We start from the raw sequence: 15,943 nt of genomic DNA, 5'->3' as shown, positions 1-15,943 counted from the left end.
TCTCGGGGGTGGGAGCGATCCTCCCGCCCCCGTGGCGTGTCATAACCGAGGCAGATGGGAGGTCGACGTGGACCAGTTCTTCCAGCAACTCGTCAACGGGTTGACCTTGGGCTCGCTGTACGCCCTGATCGCGGTCGGATACACGGTTGTGTACGGCATCGTGCAGCTCATCAACTTCGCCCACGGCGAGGTGTTCATGATCGGCGCGTTCGGCGCGCTGACGACGTACTTGTTGTTCTTCGACGGTGAGACCGGCTTGTGGATCCTGCCGATCATGATCGTCGGCGCCATGATCGCGTCGGTCGGCACCGCGGTGCTGATGGAGCGTGTCGCGTACCGTCCCCTGCGGAACGCGCCCCGGCTCGCGCCGCTGATCACGGCGATCGGTATCTCGGTGTTCCTCCAGGAGTTCATCCGGCTGTTCTACGAGGAGCCCGCCTGGACCGTCCTGGTGTTCTGCGGCCTGGCAATCTTCGTCGGCTATCTGGTCGGCGGCGCGGTGGCCAAGACGGACCTCAACCACCCGGTGTCCAAATGGTACGACCGCGGTCCGCTGCTCGGCGCGACCGCAGGCGCCGTAGCGCTGTGGATCGTCGCGCGGCTGATGGAGCGTGACGTGAACCTGCTGGTCAGCCTCGCCGTCGTCGTGGTCGGCGCACTCGTCGGCTCCGCGATCGGCTGGCTCACCGGCCTCGCGGTACGGCGTAACGCCCGCTCCCAGGTCCCGGTACCCGCAATCGTCGCGGCCGCGGCAGGTGCTGCCCTGGTCGCCGAGGTCGGCTGGGTGATCTTCAAGAAGCTGCTCACCAGCATCGAGTGGCCGAGCGCCAAGCTGCGCATCCCGTTCCCGCAGATCGACGTTGTGACCGGCCAGGCGCTCACCGTCGGTGGCGTGACCATCCAGCGGTCCGCGATCTTCACGGTCGCGGCGCTCGCGGTCTGCGCCGTCCTGCTGTGGTTCTTCATCAACCGGACCCGGCTCGGCCGCGGTATGCAGGCCGTGTCACAGGACCCGGACACCGCGCGGCTGATGGGCATCAACGTCGACCGGATCATCGTGGTCGCGTTCATCCTCGGTGCGGTGCTGGCCGCGATCGCAGGTGTCTCACAGGGTCTGCAGAACACCAACATCGAGTTCCGGATGGGCTTCCTGGCCGGTCTGAAGGCGTTCACCGCCGCCGTGCTCGGCGGTATCGGGAACATCTACGGCGCCGTCGTGGGCGGTCTGGTGCTGGGCGTCGTCGAGGCGATGGCCACGCAGTACATCCCCGGCCAGTTCGGCGGTAGCACTTGGAAGGACGTGTGGGCGTTCGTCATCCTGATCCTGGTACTGGTGTTCAGGCCGCAGGGCCTGCTGGGCGCGAGGGTGGTGGACCGCGCATGACCGACATCGAGACTCCTGTCGACGAGTCCGCGGAGGCTCCGGTGGCCAAGCCGGGCAAACCGATCGCCTGGCCGCTCGGCCTGGCCGGTGTGGCGCTGGTGATTGTCGGTTCGTTCCTGTCCTGGAGCTACGACGGCACGATCCTGAACGACCTGTCGATCAACTTCTACCCGGGCGGTCTGCAGATCCTCGCGATCATCGTCGCCCTGCTGTCGCTGGTGCTGCTGCTGGCGGAGAAGGGTCCGCTGGTCAAACTGGGCGCGTGGCTGGACGCGACGCTCGGTCTCCGGGCGTTCGGTACCGGCCTCACGCTGTACATGGTGCTGGTCCTGGTCGCGATCTCGGTGGAGTCCGACGGCCTGATCAACGTCAACCCGGGCGCGTACGTGACGCTTGTCGGTGCCCTCCTGCTCGCCGTTTCCGCCTGGATGCTGCCGTTGCGGCAGCTGCGGGACATGAGCGAGGCGCGACTGCCGGCGTGGCTCGAGATCCTCTCGATCGCCGTACTGATGGCCGCGCTGCTGTTCGTGGCGGCGTACGCCCTCGGGTTGCCCGACGCGTGGTCGTTCATCCTGTGCCTCGTGTTCGTGGCCACCGCCGCGCTCGGGCTGTTCCGCTGCGGCGCGATGACGTTCGTCTCGCACGCCGGGCAGCGGCACCGCAGGGTGCTGACGCTGGCGGCGTTCGTGGCCGCGTTCCTGTTCCCGTTCACGCAGAACGGCGACGACACGAACATGTCGATCGCCGGCGCGGTGCTGGTCTTCAGCGCGACGGCGATGGGCCTGAACATCGTGGTCGGTCTGGCCGGCCTGCTGGACCTCGGGTACATCGCGTTCCTGGGTTCGGGTGCGTACGTCGCGGCGATGCTGTCGACGTCGGCGTTCGCGACCATCGACTGGAAGCCGCCGTTCCTGGTGGTCGTCCTGGTCGGCGCCTGTGTGGCAGCGTTGCTGGGCCTGATCATCGGTTCGCCGACGCTGCGGGTCTCGGGTGACTACCTGGCCATCGTGACGCTCGGCTTCGGTGAGATCTTCCGGTTCTCGATGTTCAACCTGGACGGCAACAACGGCCCGAACCTGACGAACGGCCCGAACGGTATCCCGGGCATCCCGGACCTGGAGATCTTGGGCTTCAACTTCGGCACCTCGCACACCGTCGCCGGCATCGAGCTCACCCGGTTCTCGAACTACTACTTCCTCCTGCTGCTGCTGATCGGCGGCGTCATCCTCACGTTCGCCCGGCTGAACAACAGCCGGATCGGGCGTGGCTGGGTGGCGATCCGGGAGGACGAGAAGGCCGCCGAGGCGATGGGCGTGAACGTGTTCGGGCTGAAGCTGCTCGCGTTCGCGATCGGCGCCTTCCTGGCCGGTCTGGCGGGCACCATCAAGGCCCACCAGGACGGCGCGGTCAGTCCGGACCAGTACATCTTCCTGGAGTCGGCGTTCCTGCTCGCCGCGATCGTGCTCGGCGGTATGGGCACCATCGCCGGTGTGTTGCTGGGTGCGACGATCCTGAAGCTGCTGCCGGAGAAGCTGCGGTTCTTCCAGGAGTACCGGCTGCTGCTGTTCGGTCTCCTGCTGGTGCTGATGATGCGGTTCCGGCCCGAGGGCCTGGTCGCGAGCAAGCGGCGCCAGCTCGAGTTCCACGAGGAGGACGAGGAGTTGGCCGTCGAGGTCGAAGAGGAACGCCTGGCCATAGGGGAGGCGAAATGACAGTCACCGAGACCCGGGGCCCGGCCGAACGGGCGGGCGGTCACCCGGTCCTGGAAGCCTCCGGCGTGACGATGCGGTTCGGCGGTCTGCTGGCCGTGAACGACGTCAGCCTGACCGTCCGCGAGGGCGAGATCGTCGGCCTGATCGGCCCGAACGGCGCCGGTAAGACGACGTTCTTCAACTGCCTCACCGGTCTCTACAAGCCGACCGGCGGGCAGGTCCGGTTCGCCGGTGCACCGCGGAAGCCGGAGTCGCCCAAACGCCAGCAACGCGAAGCGGCCGAGGCGGTGCCGACGCAGCCGTTGACCGAGCTGACGCCGTTGCCGCCCAAGCCGCGGGCGGTGGTCCGGGCCGGGATGGCGCGGACGTTCCAGAACATCCGGTTGTTCGCGAACATGACCGCGCTGGAGAACGTGATGGTCGGCCGGTACAGCCGGACCAGCTCGGGTGCGCTCACCTCGGTGCTGCGGGGGCCGAAGTTCCGTCGTGAGGAGGCGGCCACCCGGGCACGGTCGCAGGAACTGCTCGAATTCGTCGGGCTCGGCCGGTCGACCGAGCACCTGGCCCGGAACATGCCGTACGGCGACCAGCGCCGGCTCGAGATCGCGCGGGCGCTGGCCACCGACCCGAAGCTCATCCTGCTGGACGAGCCGACCGCCGGTATGAACCCGCAGGAGACTCGGCAGGCCAGTGACCTGATCTTCAAGATCCGGGACTCGGGCCTGTCGGTCGTGGTGATCGAGCACGACATGCGGTTCATCTTCAACCTCTGCGACCGGGTGCTCTGCCTGGTCCAGGGGCAGGCCCTGATCGAGGGCACGCCGGAGGAGGTGCAGTCCGACCCGCGGGTGATCGAGGCCTACATCGGCACCGGCGAGGACGAGGAGGACGACGTCGACGTACAGGACGCCCACGTCCAGGACACGACAGTCGCCGACGAGGAGGGCCGGTCATGAGCGCGATGCTCGAGGTCAAGGACCTGGAAGTTGCCTACGGCAAGATCCTTGCGGTGAAGAAGATCAGCTTCAGCGTGGAGCAGGGGCAGGTGGTGTCGCTGATCGGCACCAACGGCGCCGGCAAGACCACCACGCTGAAGACGATCTCCGGTCTGCTCCGGCCGAACGCGGGCGAGATCTGGTTCCAGGGCGAGCGGATCGACCACGTGGCGGCGCACGACATCGTCAGCCGCGGGCTGGCGCACTCGCCCGAGGGACGGCGGATCTTCCCGCGGCTCTCGGTCGAGGAGAACCTGATGCTCGGTGCGTTCGCGCGCCGGGATCCCGCGGGTGTGCGGGCGGACCTGCAGACGGCGTACGACCTCTTCCCGATCCTGGGGGAGCGGCGCAAGCAGCCGGCCGGGACGTTCTCCGGCGGTGAGCAGCAGATGCTGGCGATGGGCCGGGCGATGATGAGCCGGCCGAAGCTGATGATGCTGGACGAGCCGTCGATGGGCCTGTCGCCGATCATGATGAAGCGGATCATGTCCACGGTGACCGAGTTGCAGCAGCAGGGTACGACGATCCTGCTGGTCGAGCAGAACGCCCAGGCGGCGCTGAAGCGGGCCGACTTCGGGTACGTGCTCGAGGTCGGGAAGATCGTGCTGTCCGGCACCGGACGCGACCTGCTGGTCAACGACTCGGTCCGCAAGGCCTACCTCGGCGAGGACTGAGACGGGTCGCTGCTGGTTCAGTTGCGGATCACGACGAGCAACTGGACCAGCAGCGGCGCGACGATCAAAGCGGGCAGCAGATCGGCGACGGCGACCTGCTTGAGCTTGAGCAGTCTCAGAGCCACGCCGATCAGCATTACTCCACCTGTGGCGCCGAGTGCGGTCACATGTGCCTCAGGTAGTACGTCGCCCAGTACTGCTCCCACAGCTGTCATCAATCCCTGGATCACGAGGACGACCAACGCGGAAGCCGCCACGCCCCAGCCGAAGGATGCGGCGAACGCGATCGACGCGAAGCCGTCCAGGACCGCCTTGAGGAGCAGTTGATCGGCGCCTCGCCCGAGACCGTCGGACAGCGATCCGAGGAAGGTGAGCGGCCCGACGCAGAACACCATCGAGGCGGACACGAACCCCTCGACGAACGTGCTCCGCCCCTCGCCGCGGTCGAACCGGCGCTGCATCCACCCGCCGAAGTCCTCCAGCCGCTGCTCGATCCGCAGCACCGAGCCGAGGATTCCGCCGATCAGCATCGCGCCGAGCACGATCAGGATCGGCGCACTGCTGCCGACGGTGTCGCTCAGCACCTTGTCACCTACGGTGAGTGCCGAACTGATCGCGATCAGGAGCGTGACCAGACCCAGCGCGTCGGTGACGAGGTCGCGTGTCCGGTGACTCAGGCGGTGGCCGACGAGCACGCCGAGTACCGAACCGACGAGCACCGTCGCGACGTTCACGACGGTGCCGATTCCGATGAACAAACTGGTCCCTCCGGACATCTGTGGTCAGCTTTGCATGTGACCCCCGAGGGCCTACTGTTGCGCGAGGACGAGCGTATCGGCCCGTCTGTTCACCTCGGGGGTGGACCGGACCGGGAGGTCGCTGTGGTGACAGCCGTCGAGGTGAGGGACGCCCAGCCGGGGGACGCCGGTGCCCTGGTCGTGATGTGGCGTGAGCTGAGCACCTCCGCCGGCCTGCCGTCGCGGCTGCCGGCGCCGCCGTCGACGGCCGCCGCGGAGGTTGCCGTCGGCAAACACCTGGCCGATCCGTCCGGCCGGCTGCTGGTGGTGGAGCTGGACGGTGAGGTGCACGGTATGGCGTACCTGCGCCGCACCGCGGTCAGCCCGCTGCACGACGACACCACTGTCACGGTCGAGTACCTGCACGTCAGCGATTCGGCCCGTCGGCACGGTCTGGGCAAGGCGCTCATCGCGGAGGCGGTCACCTGGGCCGAGCACGAGAGCTGCGCGCACCTGGCCGTGGTCGCGCCCGCGATCGCCCGCGAGGCGAACCGGTTCCTGGCCCGCCTCGGTCTCGGGCAGGCCGGCGTACTGCGGTTCGCGAACACGCACACGGTGCGTCGCCGGCTCGCGGCCGAGCACGCTCCGAACCTGCTCGCCCTGCTGTCCTCGCGACGCTCCGCGATCGCCCGGCGGGCGGTCAGCTCCCGGGTGGCGCCGGAATCAGCTGGCAAGTGATCCGCGCGGTGCAGACCCGCTTGTCCCGGTCGTCGGTGACGACGATCTCGTACGACGTGGTCGTCCGGCCGAGGTAGATCGGCGTCGCGACGCCGGTGACGATCCCGTCGCGGACCGCGCGATGGTGGGTGGCGTTGATGTCGACGCCGACCGCGACCTTCCCGTACGTCGCCGCGTGCAGCGCTGACCCGATCGAGCCCAGGCTCTCCGCGAGCACGCAGGACGCGCCGCCGTGCAGCAGACCGTACGGCTGGGTGTTGCCCTTGACCGGCATGGTCGCGACCACGCGGTCCGGTGTGGCCTCGCTGACGACGATTCCCATCAGCTGCAGGAGGGTGCCCTCCATGCTCATCCCCGGCCCGAGGTTCGATTCATCTGTCACGGAAGCAGTGTGTCAGAACTGTCCGTGGGACCCACTAGAGTCGGTGTGTGGCTGCCGAAACGAGTACGACGACGATGACTGAGCAGAAGACGGTCGACCCCGCGACCCCGGGCGCCGGGCGACCGCGGATCCTGTTGCTGGACGGGCACTCGCTGGCCTACCGGGCGTTCTACGCGCTCCCGGTGGAGAACTTCTCCACCACCACGGGTCAGCACACCAACGCGGTGTACGGGTTCACCTCCATGCTGATCAACATGCTCCGCGACGAGCAGCCCACGCACATCTGCGTCGCGTTCGACGTGTCCCGCAAGACCTTCCGCACCGAGCAGTACGCCGAGTACAAGGCCGGCCGCTCGAAGTCGCCGGACGAGTTCAGCGGGCAGATCTCGCTGGTCAAGGAGGTGCTGGAGGCGCTCCGGATCCCGACCACGGAGATCGACGGCTGGGAGGCCGACGACATCATCGCGACGCTCGCCACGCAGGCGTACGAGCAGGGCTTCGAGGTGCTGATCAGCAGCGGCGACCGGGACTCGTTCCAGCTCGTCAACGAGAATGTCACAGTCCTGTATCCGAAGCGCGGCGTGTCCGAGATCGCCCGGATGGACCCGGCCGCGATCGAGGAGAAGTACGGCGTGCCCCCGCGGCTGTATCCGGACCTCGCCGCGCTGGTGGGGGAGCAGAGCGACAACCTGCCCGGCGTCCCCGGCGTGGGCCCGAAGACGGCGGCGAAGTGGCTGAACCAGTTCGGTTCGCTGAACGACGTGGTCGACCGGGTGAACGAGATCAAGGGCAAGGCCGGTGAGTCGCTGCGCGAGCACCTCGCCAACGTGATCCGGAACCGGCAGATCAACGAGCTGGTCCGCGACCTGACGCTGGACGTCGCGGTCGACGACCTGGCCCGGGTGCCGTGGGACCGGGACAAGGTGCACACGCTGTTCGACAGCCTGGAGTTCCGGGTGCTGCGGGAGCGGCTGGTCGCCGAGCACGAGGAGGTCGACGCGACGGTCGACCACGGGTTCGAGCTGGACGGCGTGCAGCTGAAGCCGGGTGAGGTCGCGGCCTGGCTGAAGGAGCACGTCAACGGCGGCGCGCGGGTCGGCGTCGCGGTGCAGGGGAGCTGGGGCGGCGGCACCGGCCAGATCACCGGCCTCGCGCTGGCGACCACGTCCGGTGCGGCAGCCTGGTTCGACCCGACCACGATGACGCCGGACGACGACGCGGCCTGGCAGGCGTGGCTCGCCGACGAGAAGCAGCCCAAGGCGCTGCACGACGCGAAGGGTCCGCTGCTGGCGTTCCTGGAGCGTGGCTGGACGCTCGGCGGCCTCAGCTCCGACACCCAGCTGAGCGCGTATCTCGTCCGCCCGGACCAGCGGGCGTACGACCTGGCCGACCTGACGGTGCGTTACCTCAAGCGTGAGCTGCGCAACGAGGAGGCCGACAACGGCCAGCTCAGCTTCGACGACGTCGAGGGCGGCCCGGCCGCGGACCACACGATGCTGCGCGCCCGCGCGATCGCGGACCTCGCCGACACCCTCGACGCCGAGCTCGAGAAGCAGGCCGGTACGGCGTTGCTCGCGGACGTCGAGCTGCCGCTGATCCACGTGATCGCCGGCATGGAGCGGGACGGTATCGCGGTCGACCGGCCGTACCTGGAGGAGCTCGAGAACCGGTTCGCCACCGGCGTACGGGAAGCGGCCACCTCGGCGTACGAGGTGATCGGCAAGGAGATCAACCTCGGGTCGCCGAAGCAGCTGCAGGTGGTGCTGTTCGACGAGCTGCAGATGCCGAAGACGAAGCGCACCAAGACCGGTTACACCACGGACGCGGACTCGCTGCAGGCGCTGTTCGAGAAGACCGAGCACCCGTTCCTGGCGTACCTGCTGGCGCACCGGGACGCGACCCGGTTGCGGCAGACGGTCGAGGGCCTGCTGAAGACGATCAGCCCGCGCGACGGCCGGATCCACACCACGTTCAACCAGACGATCGCGGCGACCGGGCGGCTGAGCTCCACGGAGCCGAACCTGCAGAACATCCCGATCCGGACCGAGGAGGGCCGCCGGATCCGGCAGGCGTTCGTGGTCGGCGAGGGCAACGAGTCGCTGATGTCGGCGGACTACAGCCAGATCGAGATGCGGATCATGGCGCACGTGTCCCAGGACCAGGGCCTGATCGACGCGTTCAACTCCGGGATGGACTTCCACTCGGTGACCGCGTCGCGGGTGTTCTCGGTCGAGCCGACCGCGGTGACCCAGGAGCAGCGCGCGAAGATCAAGGCGATGAACTACGGCCTCGCCTACGGCCTGTCGGCGTACGGGCTGAGCCAGCAGCTGAAGATCGGCGTCGACGAGGCCAAGGGCCTGATGGACGAGTACTTCGAGGGCTTCGGCGGGGTCCGGGACTACCTGCGGTCGATCGTGATCGACGCCGGCAAGACCGGGTACACCGAGACGATCCTCGGCCGCCGTCGCTACCTGCCGGACCTGACCAGCGACAACCGCCAGCGCCGCGAGATGGCCGAGCGGATGGCGCTGAACGCACCGATCCAGGGCTCGGCCGCCGACGTCATCAAGATGGCGATGCTGAAGGTCGACCACTCGCTGCGCGAGTCCGGCCTGAAGTCCCGGATGCTCCTCCAGGTCCACGACGAACTCGTCTTCGAGATCGCCCCCGGCGAACGCGCCACCCTCGAGGAGCTGGTCCGCCACGACATGGGCCACGCCGTCGACATGGCCGTCCCCCTCGACGTCTCAGTAGGCGTAGGCCGCACGTGGCACGAAGCGGCCCACTGAGCCGATGCTGTGCTCTGACTGATGCTGTGCTCTGACTGATGGAGGCGAACCGGCCGTTTCGGTGGGATCTGGTCCGGCCGGACCAGCTCGGCTCCCTGCTCGACGGCGTTGAGGTCCGGAAGCCGTTCTACCTCGAGGACCTGGTCCGCTGTGCGGCCCGCGTCCTCGGGCAGAGCGGCAACGGCGACCTGTACTTCGTCGGCCGCTCCGTCGACTCCCTGTTCGATCTGCTGAGCGGTGCGCTGGCCGCGACGGACTGGAGCTCCCGGCTGCACCAGCTGCCGCTGTCGTTGTTCCGGGGCGACGGTGCGGACTTCACCGCTGCCGAGCTCCGTCAGCTGCGTACCAACCTGGCCGCGGACGGCCTCGCCCCAACCGAGCTGATGCGCGGGCGGCCGACAGTTTCCGTCGACCTGGTGTACGAGGGCTCGACGTTCGGGAACCTGTACGCCGTACTCCGCCGCTGGATCGACGACGAGCACGCCCAGTGGGACGTGATCCGGCGGCAGGTGCGGTTCATCGGCATCACCTCGCGGACGAAGACCAGCCCGAACACGTGGCGCTGGCAGCAGCACGCGGACTGGGCGACCGAGCTGCCCGCGTCGGCGATCCGGAACGTGTCGCTCCACGCGCGCCTGTGGTCGTACTTCGGCGACTCCCAACCGAAGACGGCTGCCTCGTTCCGCCGGACCAGATGGTCGGATCACGGCGTCGCGGATCCGCGACGCGACGAGAGGACCAGGATGGCGCTGGCGGAGGCCGTGCTCCTGGTGGAGTCGGGCAGGACTCCGGAGGTACGCCGGCAGTTGGCGGAGTTGCTGACCCGGGAGCCGACGATCGGCGAGCGATGGTTGCGCGAGCTCCAGGTCAGTCTGCGGCGGTGACGTAGAGCGGCTGCGCGGCGGGGGAGAGGGCGTTCTTGATGTACACCTGCTCGCGGTCCGACAGTTCGGGAAGGTCGTTCAGCGGCCACCAGCGGACGTCGAGGGACTCGTCGTCGTTGACTTGGGCGTCGCCGCTCACTGCGCGGCACTGGAAGCACAGGTCGAGGAACTGGACCTGGTCGCCGTTCGGGTAGCTGCTCGGGGGGAGTGACTCGACGCTGACCAGTCGCTCCACCACGGCCTGCACCGCCGTCTCCTCCTCGATCTCCCGTACCAGCCCCACCGCGGGCTGCTCGCCGGGCTCCAGGATCCCGGCCACCAGGCTCCAGCGCCCGGTGTCGGCGCGTCGTACGAGCAGCACCTCGTCCGCGTCGTTCAGCACGACGCCGGTGATCCCGGTCAGCCACAGCAGGTCGTGCCCGATCTTCTCGCGCAGGTCGAGGATGAACTTCGGTGTCGGCATGCCCACGACCCTATCGAAGCCCGGCCGGCGCGTTTCTCTGCAAGAAACCGCAGTTAAACGTTCACTCGCGAAGCGATTCCTTGAAAGATCCGGACAGTGTCCGGTCGATTCCGGTCGGTGACCGCCGAGGTCTTCCGCAGTGTGCTGATCTATGTCATTCTCCGGGACAAAGATCCGAGATCCTATTGGATATCCCTATCGGATCTCGTATCGACTTCGTTCCGACCCAGCCGCCTAGGAGGAACCATGCCGAACGACGACGCGCGCAGAAGTCTCAGCCGTCGATCACTCATCGCGGGGGCACTCGGACTGACCGCGGCGACAGCCGGCGGGGGTCTGCTCAGCGGATGTAGCGGCTCGAGCAGTGCGAGCGGCAGCGGAGGCGCGGCGCAGGCCGCGCCGAGCGTCACCCTCGGCCCGAAGCTGACCACAGTGCAGTACCCGGAGGGGTACGTCGGTCCGGTCGCCCGAGAGCTGAAGCCGCTCACCTCGGAGAAGGTGACGTTCAAGATCGTCGTACCGCAGGACGTGACCATCGGGGACTGGCGGACCAACGCCTTCACGAAATGGCTCGAGCAGAAGACCAACATCCACATCGAGTGGAACCAGGTCGGCGGTACCGACGACGACATCATGACCAAGGTGAACGCGATGATCGCCGCCGGCGACATCCCCGACGCCTTCATGGGCATCGAATTCACCCGGTCGCAGCTGTTCCTGTACGGCCAGCAGGGACTGTTCACCGACGTCGGCCAGTACATCGACTCGTACGCGCTGAACCTGCAGCAGGCGATGAAGGACTACCCGGACGCGCGCAAGCTGGTCCAGGCGCCGGACAAGAAGATCTATTCGTTCCCCAACGTCAACGATTGCTACCACTGCCGGGCGAGCAACGGGCGCACGTTCCTGAACACCGACTGGATCGAGCAGGTCGGGCTGGCGGTCCCGGAGACCACCGACGAGTTCGTCGAGTTGCTGCGCGCCTTCAAGAAGGCAGACCTCGGCGGCAACGGCCGGACGATCCCGTTCTGCGGCTACAAGGACGCGCCGTTCGACACCTTCTTCATGAACTCGTTCCTCTACAATCCGGGCGATCCGTGGCTGGTGGTGAACGACGGCAAGGTCGACGTCACCTTCAACAAGGACGAGTGGCGCGAGGGCCTGAAGTTCATCCACGGGATGTACGCCGAGGGCCTGATCAACAAGGACGTGTTCACCGCGGACCAGGACCAGATGAACCGCTACGGCAACGCGCCGGGCAAGCCGATCATCGGCGGTGCCCGGTCGTACTACTGGGGCGGTTTCCTCGACATCGACCAGAAGGATCCGAACGCCCGCTGGCGCAAGTACCTGGCGATCCCGCCGCTGAAGGGACCGAACGGCGTCCGGTACGCCGCGTGGAACTACCTCGGCGTCGGCGTCGAGGTGGCGAATCTGGTGATCACCAAGAAGTGCGCCAAGCCGGAGCTGCTGGTCCAGTGGGCCGACGCCCAGCTGGAGCTGGAGGCCATCCTGCGCGGGTACGGCGGCCCGGACTTCGAGTGGGCCAAGAAGGGTGAGCTCGGGATCAACGGCAAGCAGGCCGTCTACGGGTTCTCGGCGACCTGGAACACCGAGAAGAACATCACCTGGAACCAGGACAACACGATGTATCGCTCGCAGGACTTCCGGCTCGCCGAACGGGTGAACCCGAAGGACCTGACCTTCGAGAAGCCCCTCTACCAGCAGACCGTGGACAACTACTTCCCGTACAAACAGCCGCAGGAGATGCAGTTCCCGCCGGTCACCCTCGACCAGGACCAGGCAGCGCAGGAGGCGGAGCTGAAGACGAACCTGAAGAGCGAGGTCGACCTGTCGTTCTCGAAGTTCGTCACCGGACAGCTGGACCCGAGCGACGACGGCGCCTGGAACGACTTCAAGGAACGGGTCGAGAAGATCGGCGTCAAGGCGTATCTGGACCTCCAGCAGGCCGCCTACGAGACCTATAACTCATGAGCGCCACCGGGACGCTGCCGCCGGACGAGCGGCGGCTGGGAGGAGGTGCGCCGATCCAGGACACCCGGGGCGACAAGATCGCCCTGGCCTGTATCTATACGGCCCTCGGCCTGTTCTGCGTCGCGATTCTGTACCCGATCGTCTACGTGCTCAGCGCCTCGGTGAGCGACACCAGGAAGGTGTCGGCCGGCGAGGTCTGGCTCTGGCCGGTCGGCTTCACCCTGGACGCGTACAAGGCGATCTTCGACTACGACTCGATCGTCAGTAGCTTCGGCAACTCGGTGTACTACGCGGTGCTGGGGGCTGCAGTGGCCACGGTCCTCACGCTGCTGGCGGCGTACCCGCTGTCCCGGAAGGGCCTGCCGGGCAAGGGCCTGATCATGGCGGCCTTCGTGTTCACGATGATGTTCAGCGGCGGGCTGATTCCGACGTACCTCGTCGTGGACCAACTCGGTCTGCTGAACACGCGCTGGGCGATGATCCTGCCGACCGCTCTGGCGGTCTGGAACGTCATCATCACCAGGACCTACTTCATGGTGACGATCCCCGAGGAGCTGGTCGAGGCCGGGAAGGTGGACGGCTGCAGTGACCTGGGGTTCTTCTGGCGGATCGTGCTGCCGCTGAGCAAACCGATCATCGCGGTGAACCTGCTCTTCTACGCCGTCGGGCAGTGGAACTCCTTCTTCAACGCGCTGATCTACCTGACCAACGAGCATCTGTTCCCGTTGCAGGTGGTGCTGCGGCAGATCCTCATCCAGAGCAAGGTCGACCCTTCCCAGATGCCCGACACGAGCAAGCTCGCGCAGCTGAAGGAACTCCAGCAACAGCTCAAGTACTCGTTGATCGTGATCGGCATGATCCCGCCGCTGCTGGTCTACCCCTTCGTGCAGAAGCACTTCGTCAAGGGAGCCATGGTCGGCTCGTTGAAGGGATGAGTATGACGACCTCGACACAAACCCGCCCGTCGGTCCGGAAGGCTGCGCACGTGCGGGCCCGCTCGGAGAAGTCGTCCGTCGGACTCGGGCTCCGGATGCGCCGGCACTGGCAGCTGTACGCGATGCTGGCGCTGCCGCTGATCTGGCTGGCGATCTTCGCCTACTGGCCGATGTACGGCGTGATCATCGCCTTCAAGGACTACAACGTCGTGTCCGGAATCCTGGGGAGCCCCTGGGCGGGGATGAAGCACTTCGACCGATTCGTGGAGTCGTACCAGTTCTGGCGGCTGATCCGGAACACGGTGTTCCTGCACGTGTACGAGCTGGTCGCGACGTTCCCGTTGCCGATCATCCTGGCCCTGTGCCTCAACACGGTCCGCAAGAAGTGGTTCAGCCGATCCGCCCAGCTGATCACCTACGCGCCGCACTTCATCTCCACGGTGGTCGTGGTGGGTCTCATCGTCGTACTGACCAACCCCAGTACCGGGGTGGCCAACAGGATCATCGGTCTGTTCGGTCTCGGCCCGGTCGACTTCATGGGTGATGCCGGACTGTTCCGGCACCTCTATGTCTGGTCGGGAGCCTGGCAGACCATGGGGTTCGCGGCGATCATCTATCTGGCCGCACTGACCAGCGTCCCGCCGGAGCTGCACGAGGCGGCGATCGTGGACGGCGCGTCGCGGTTGCGGCGGATGTGGCACATCGATCTGCCCGCGATCGTGCCGGTGGCGGTGATCCTGCTGATCCTGAACATCGGCTCGATCCTGTCCGTCGGGTTCGAGAAGGTCCTGCTGATGCAGAACAACCTGAACCTCGACACGGCCGAGGTGATCGACACCTACGTGTACAAGATCGGTCTCGCGTCGGCGGTGCCGCAGTTCAGCTATGCGACCGCGATCGGGCTGTTCCGGTCGGTGATCGGACTGGTGCTGCTGGTGGTCGCGAACACGTTCGCCCGCCGGTTCGCCAAGTCAAGCTTGTGGTGACCCGGTGGTCTGGCGGTGGAGGCCCGCCGCCAGGCCCACCGACAGCAGGATGGCGCAGGTGCTGGTCATTGCGGCCAGCACCTGCACGCCGCCGAGGCCCGTGGCGGTGCCGGTGCCGAGGATGATGCCGGCGGCGACGGCGAGTACGACGAGCCCGAGCCAGAGACCCAACGCGGCACGCTTCTCCTGCTGCGCGATCGCGGCGTACACGACCAGTTGCAGTACGGCGTACGCGGAGCCGGCGATCGCGAACATCCAGGTGTACGGACCGAGTGGCGCGTACTTGTCCTTGCCGCCGATCACCTCGACGACGATCGAGGGCAGGATGAGCGTGCCGACGACCGCGCAGACGCCGAGCCCGCCGATCGCGAGGATCGCCCGCCGCAGCCGGACGATGTCGCCGGGGGAGTTGGCCAGCGACGGGAACACCAGCACGATGACGAACTGGGGGAGGAAGAGGCACGCCTTGGCGACGATCAGGCCTGCGGCGTAGTAGCCGCTGTCCTTCTCGTCGAGCAGGGCGCGCGCGAACAGGACGTCGGCGTTGGCGAGCGCGAAGAACGCGAGCAGCGTGTGCGTGCCGTGCACCGTCTCCCGCAGTACCTCCCGGACCTGCTCACGTTTTGCGCCGCTCGATCCGCGGAGGAAGAACTGGCCGAGTGTGGCGGGTACGGCGGCGCCGAGGGCGAGACCGGCCATCGCCCAGTCCAGCGACGGGTGCACGATCAGTGCGCCGCCGCCGAGCACCAGGCGACCGATCCCGGCCGAGGTGTAGACGGCGGCCAGCTCGGTCCAGCGGTGGCTGCCCTGCAGGACGCCGAGCTGCGAGCCCATCAGCGTGAGGCCGCCCAGCGTCGGGGCGAGCAGCAGGATCGCGACGACCGAGTCGATGTGCAGCAGCCACATGAACACCGGCGTCAGTAGCAGGCAGAGCACAGTGAGCCCGAGCGCGGACCGCCGGCCGGCGCGCAGCATCGCGTCGGCGAGGCTCTTGGCGTCGTCGCCGGTATGGGTGGCGAGCCGGCGTGCCGCGGTGGCCTGCAGGCCGAGTGAGGCGACGTTGCCGATCAGCAGCAGACCCAGCAGCGCGGTGATCGCTCCGAACTGCTCCTGCAGCAGCAGCCGGGAGCCGATCAGCGTGAACCCGTAGGCAGCCACGTTCATGATCGCCATGGCGACGGCGACGACCGTGGCACTGCGCAGGAAGCTCCGGCGGTGAGCCTGAGGTTGCGGCGCCGGAGTGGTGCCAGAAGTCATGCGGACCTCATA

At 67.3% G+C, this 15,943-nt stretch carries 14 protein-coding genes; 10 read left to right on the top strand and 4 right to left on the bottom strand.

Going from position 1 to position 15,943, the window contains the following annotated elements:
* Positions 1–67 precede the first annotated feature (67 nt).
* From BJY22_RS43395 to BJY22_RS29835, 4 genes are read left to right on the top strand one after another with little or no spacing between them, the layout of a single operon-like run.
* Positions 68–1,384, top strand: coding sequence for a branched-chain amino acid ABC transporter permease (locus BJY22_RS43395; RefSeq protein ID WP_337759444.1), 1,317 nt, complete (start codon positions 68–70; stop codon positions 1,382–1,384).
* The gene (locus tag BJY22_RS29845) at positions 1,381–3,096 is read left to right on the top strand and encodes a branched-chain amino acid ABC transporter permease (protein WP_167213229.1); all 1,716 of its coding nucleotides are present in this window, start codon (positions 1,381–1,383) and stop codon (positions 3,094–3,096) included. Before BJY22_RS43395 ends, BJY22_RS29845 begins: the two co-directional genes overlap by 4 nt.
* Positions 3,093–4,052, top strand: a complete 960-nt coding sequence (locus tag BJY22_RS29840; RefSeq protein ID WP_167213226.1) for an ABC transporter ATP-binding protein — start codon at positions 3,093–3,095, stop codon at positions 4,050–4,052. Before BJY22_RS29845 ends, BJY22_RS29840 begins: the two co-directional genes overlap by 4 nt.
* On the top strand, positions 4,049–4,765 hold the full coding sequence (locus tag BJY22_RS29835; RefSeq protein WP_167213224.1) for an ABC transporter ATP-binding protein: 717 nt from the start codon (positions 4,049–4,051) through the stop codon (positions 4,763–4,765). The genes BJY22_RS29840 and BJY22_RS29835 overlap by 4 nt, the downstream gene beginning before the upstream one ends.
* 17 nt (positions 4,766–4,782) lie before the next feature.
* Here the strand turns inward: BJY22_RS29835 and BJY22_RS29830 are convergent, their stop codons facing one another.
* Entirely contained in the window at positions 4,783–5,541 is a 759-nt protein-coding gene (locus BJY22_RS29830; protein ID WP_167213221.1) for a DUF554 domain-containing protein, read from the bottom strand.
* A 108-nt stretch (positions 5,542–5,649) separates the two neighbouring features.
* Here BJY22_RS29830 and BJY22_RS29825 point away from each other — a divergent pair, with 108 nt between their 5' ends.
* Complete coding sequence (locus BJY22_RS29825) at positions 5,650–6,240, top strand: GNAT family N-acetyltransferase (RefSeq protein ID WP_337759439.1); 591 nt, start codon at positions 5,650–5,652, stop codon at positions 6,238–6,240.
* Here the strand turns inward: BJY22_RS29825 and BJY22_RS29820 are convergent.
* Positions 6,203–6,622, bottom strand: coding sequence for a hotdog fold thioesterase (locus BJY22_RS29820; RefSeq protein WP_337759438.1), 420 nt, complete (start codon positions 6,620–6,622; stop codon positions 6,203–6,205). The genes BJY22_RS29825 and BJY22_RS29820 overlap by 38 nt on opposite strands.
* Positions 6,623–6,696: 74 nt before the next feature.
* Here BJY22_RS29820 and polA point away from each other — a divergent pair, with 74 nt between their 5' ends.
* Together polA and BJY22_RS41200 are read left to right on the top strand one after the other, a co-directional pair.
* Complete coding sequence (gene polA, locus BJY22_RS29815) at positions 6,697–9,411, top strand: DNA polymerase I (RefSeq protein ID WP_167218835.1); 2,715 nt, start codon at positions 6,697–6,699, stop codon at positions 9,409–9,411.
* 38 nt (positions 9,412–9,449) lie between these two features.
* A complete protein-coding gene (locus tag BJY22_RS41200; RefSeq protein WP_202891313.1) occupies positions 9,450–10,295 on the top strand; it encodes a hypothetical protein in 846 nt (281 codons plus the stop codon).
* Here the strand turns inward: BJY22_RS41200 and BJY22_RS29805 are convergent.
* On the bottom strand, positions 10,279–10,758 hold the full coding sequence (locus BJY22_RS29805; RefSeq protein WP_167213216.1) for an NUDIX hydrolase: 480 nt from the start codon (positions 10,756–10,758) through the stop codon (positions 10,279–10,281). The two genes, BJY22_RS41200 and BJY22_RS29805, sit on opposite strands and share 17 nt — an antisense overlap.
* Before the next feature lie 246 nt (positions 10,759–11,004).
* On the opposite strand from BJY22_RS29805, the gene BJY22_RS29800 reads away from it, so the two are divergent.
* The 3 genes from BJY22_RS29800 to BJY22_RS29790 are packed head-to-tail and all read left to right on the top strand — an operon-like array spanning position 11,005 to position 14,674.
* Entirely contained in the window at positions 11,005–12,753 is a 1,749-nt protein-coding gene (locus BJY22_RS29800) for an extracellular solute-binding protein (RefSeq protein ID WP_167213212.1), read from the top strand.
* Positions 12,750–13,688, top strand: coding sequence for a carbohydrate ABC transporter permease (locus BJY22_RS29795; protein ID WP_167213209.1), 939 nt, complete (start codon positions 12,750–12,752; stop codon positions 13,686–13,688). Before BJY22_RS29800 ends, BJY22_RS29795 begins: the two co-directional genes overlap by 4 nt.
* Positions 13,689–13,690: 2 nt before the next feature.
* On the top strand, positions 13,691–14,674 hold the full coding sequence (locus tag BJY22_RS29790) for an ABC transporter permease (protein WP_238350501.1): 984 nt from the start codon (positions 13,691–13,693) through the stop codon (positions 14,672–14,674).
* Here the strand turns inward: BJY22_RS29790 and BJY22_RS29785 are convergent.
* Entirely contained in the window at positions 14,660–15,931 is a 1,272-nt protein-coding gene (locus BJY22_RS29785) for an MATE family efflux transporter (RefSeq protein ID WP_167213203.1), read from the bottom strand. The genes BJY22_RS29790 and BJY22_RS29785 overlap by 15 nt on opposite strands.
* Positions 15,932–15,943: the final 12 nt, after the last annotated feature.

Origin of the sequence: Kribbella shirazensis, assembly GCF_011761605.1 — a bacterium.
Classification (GTDB): domain Bacteria; phylum Actinomycetota; class Actinomycetes; order Propionibacteriales; family Kribbellaceae; genus Kribbella; species Kribbella shirazensis.
The sequence above is the reverse complement of the archived record's forward strand: the minus strand, read 5'-3'. Positions and strand labels throughout refer to the sequence as shown.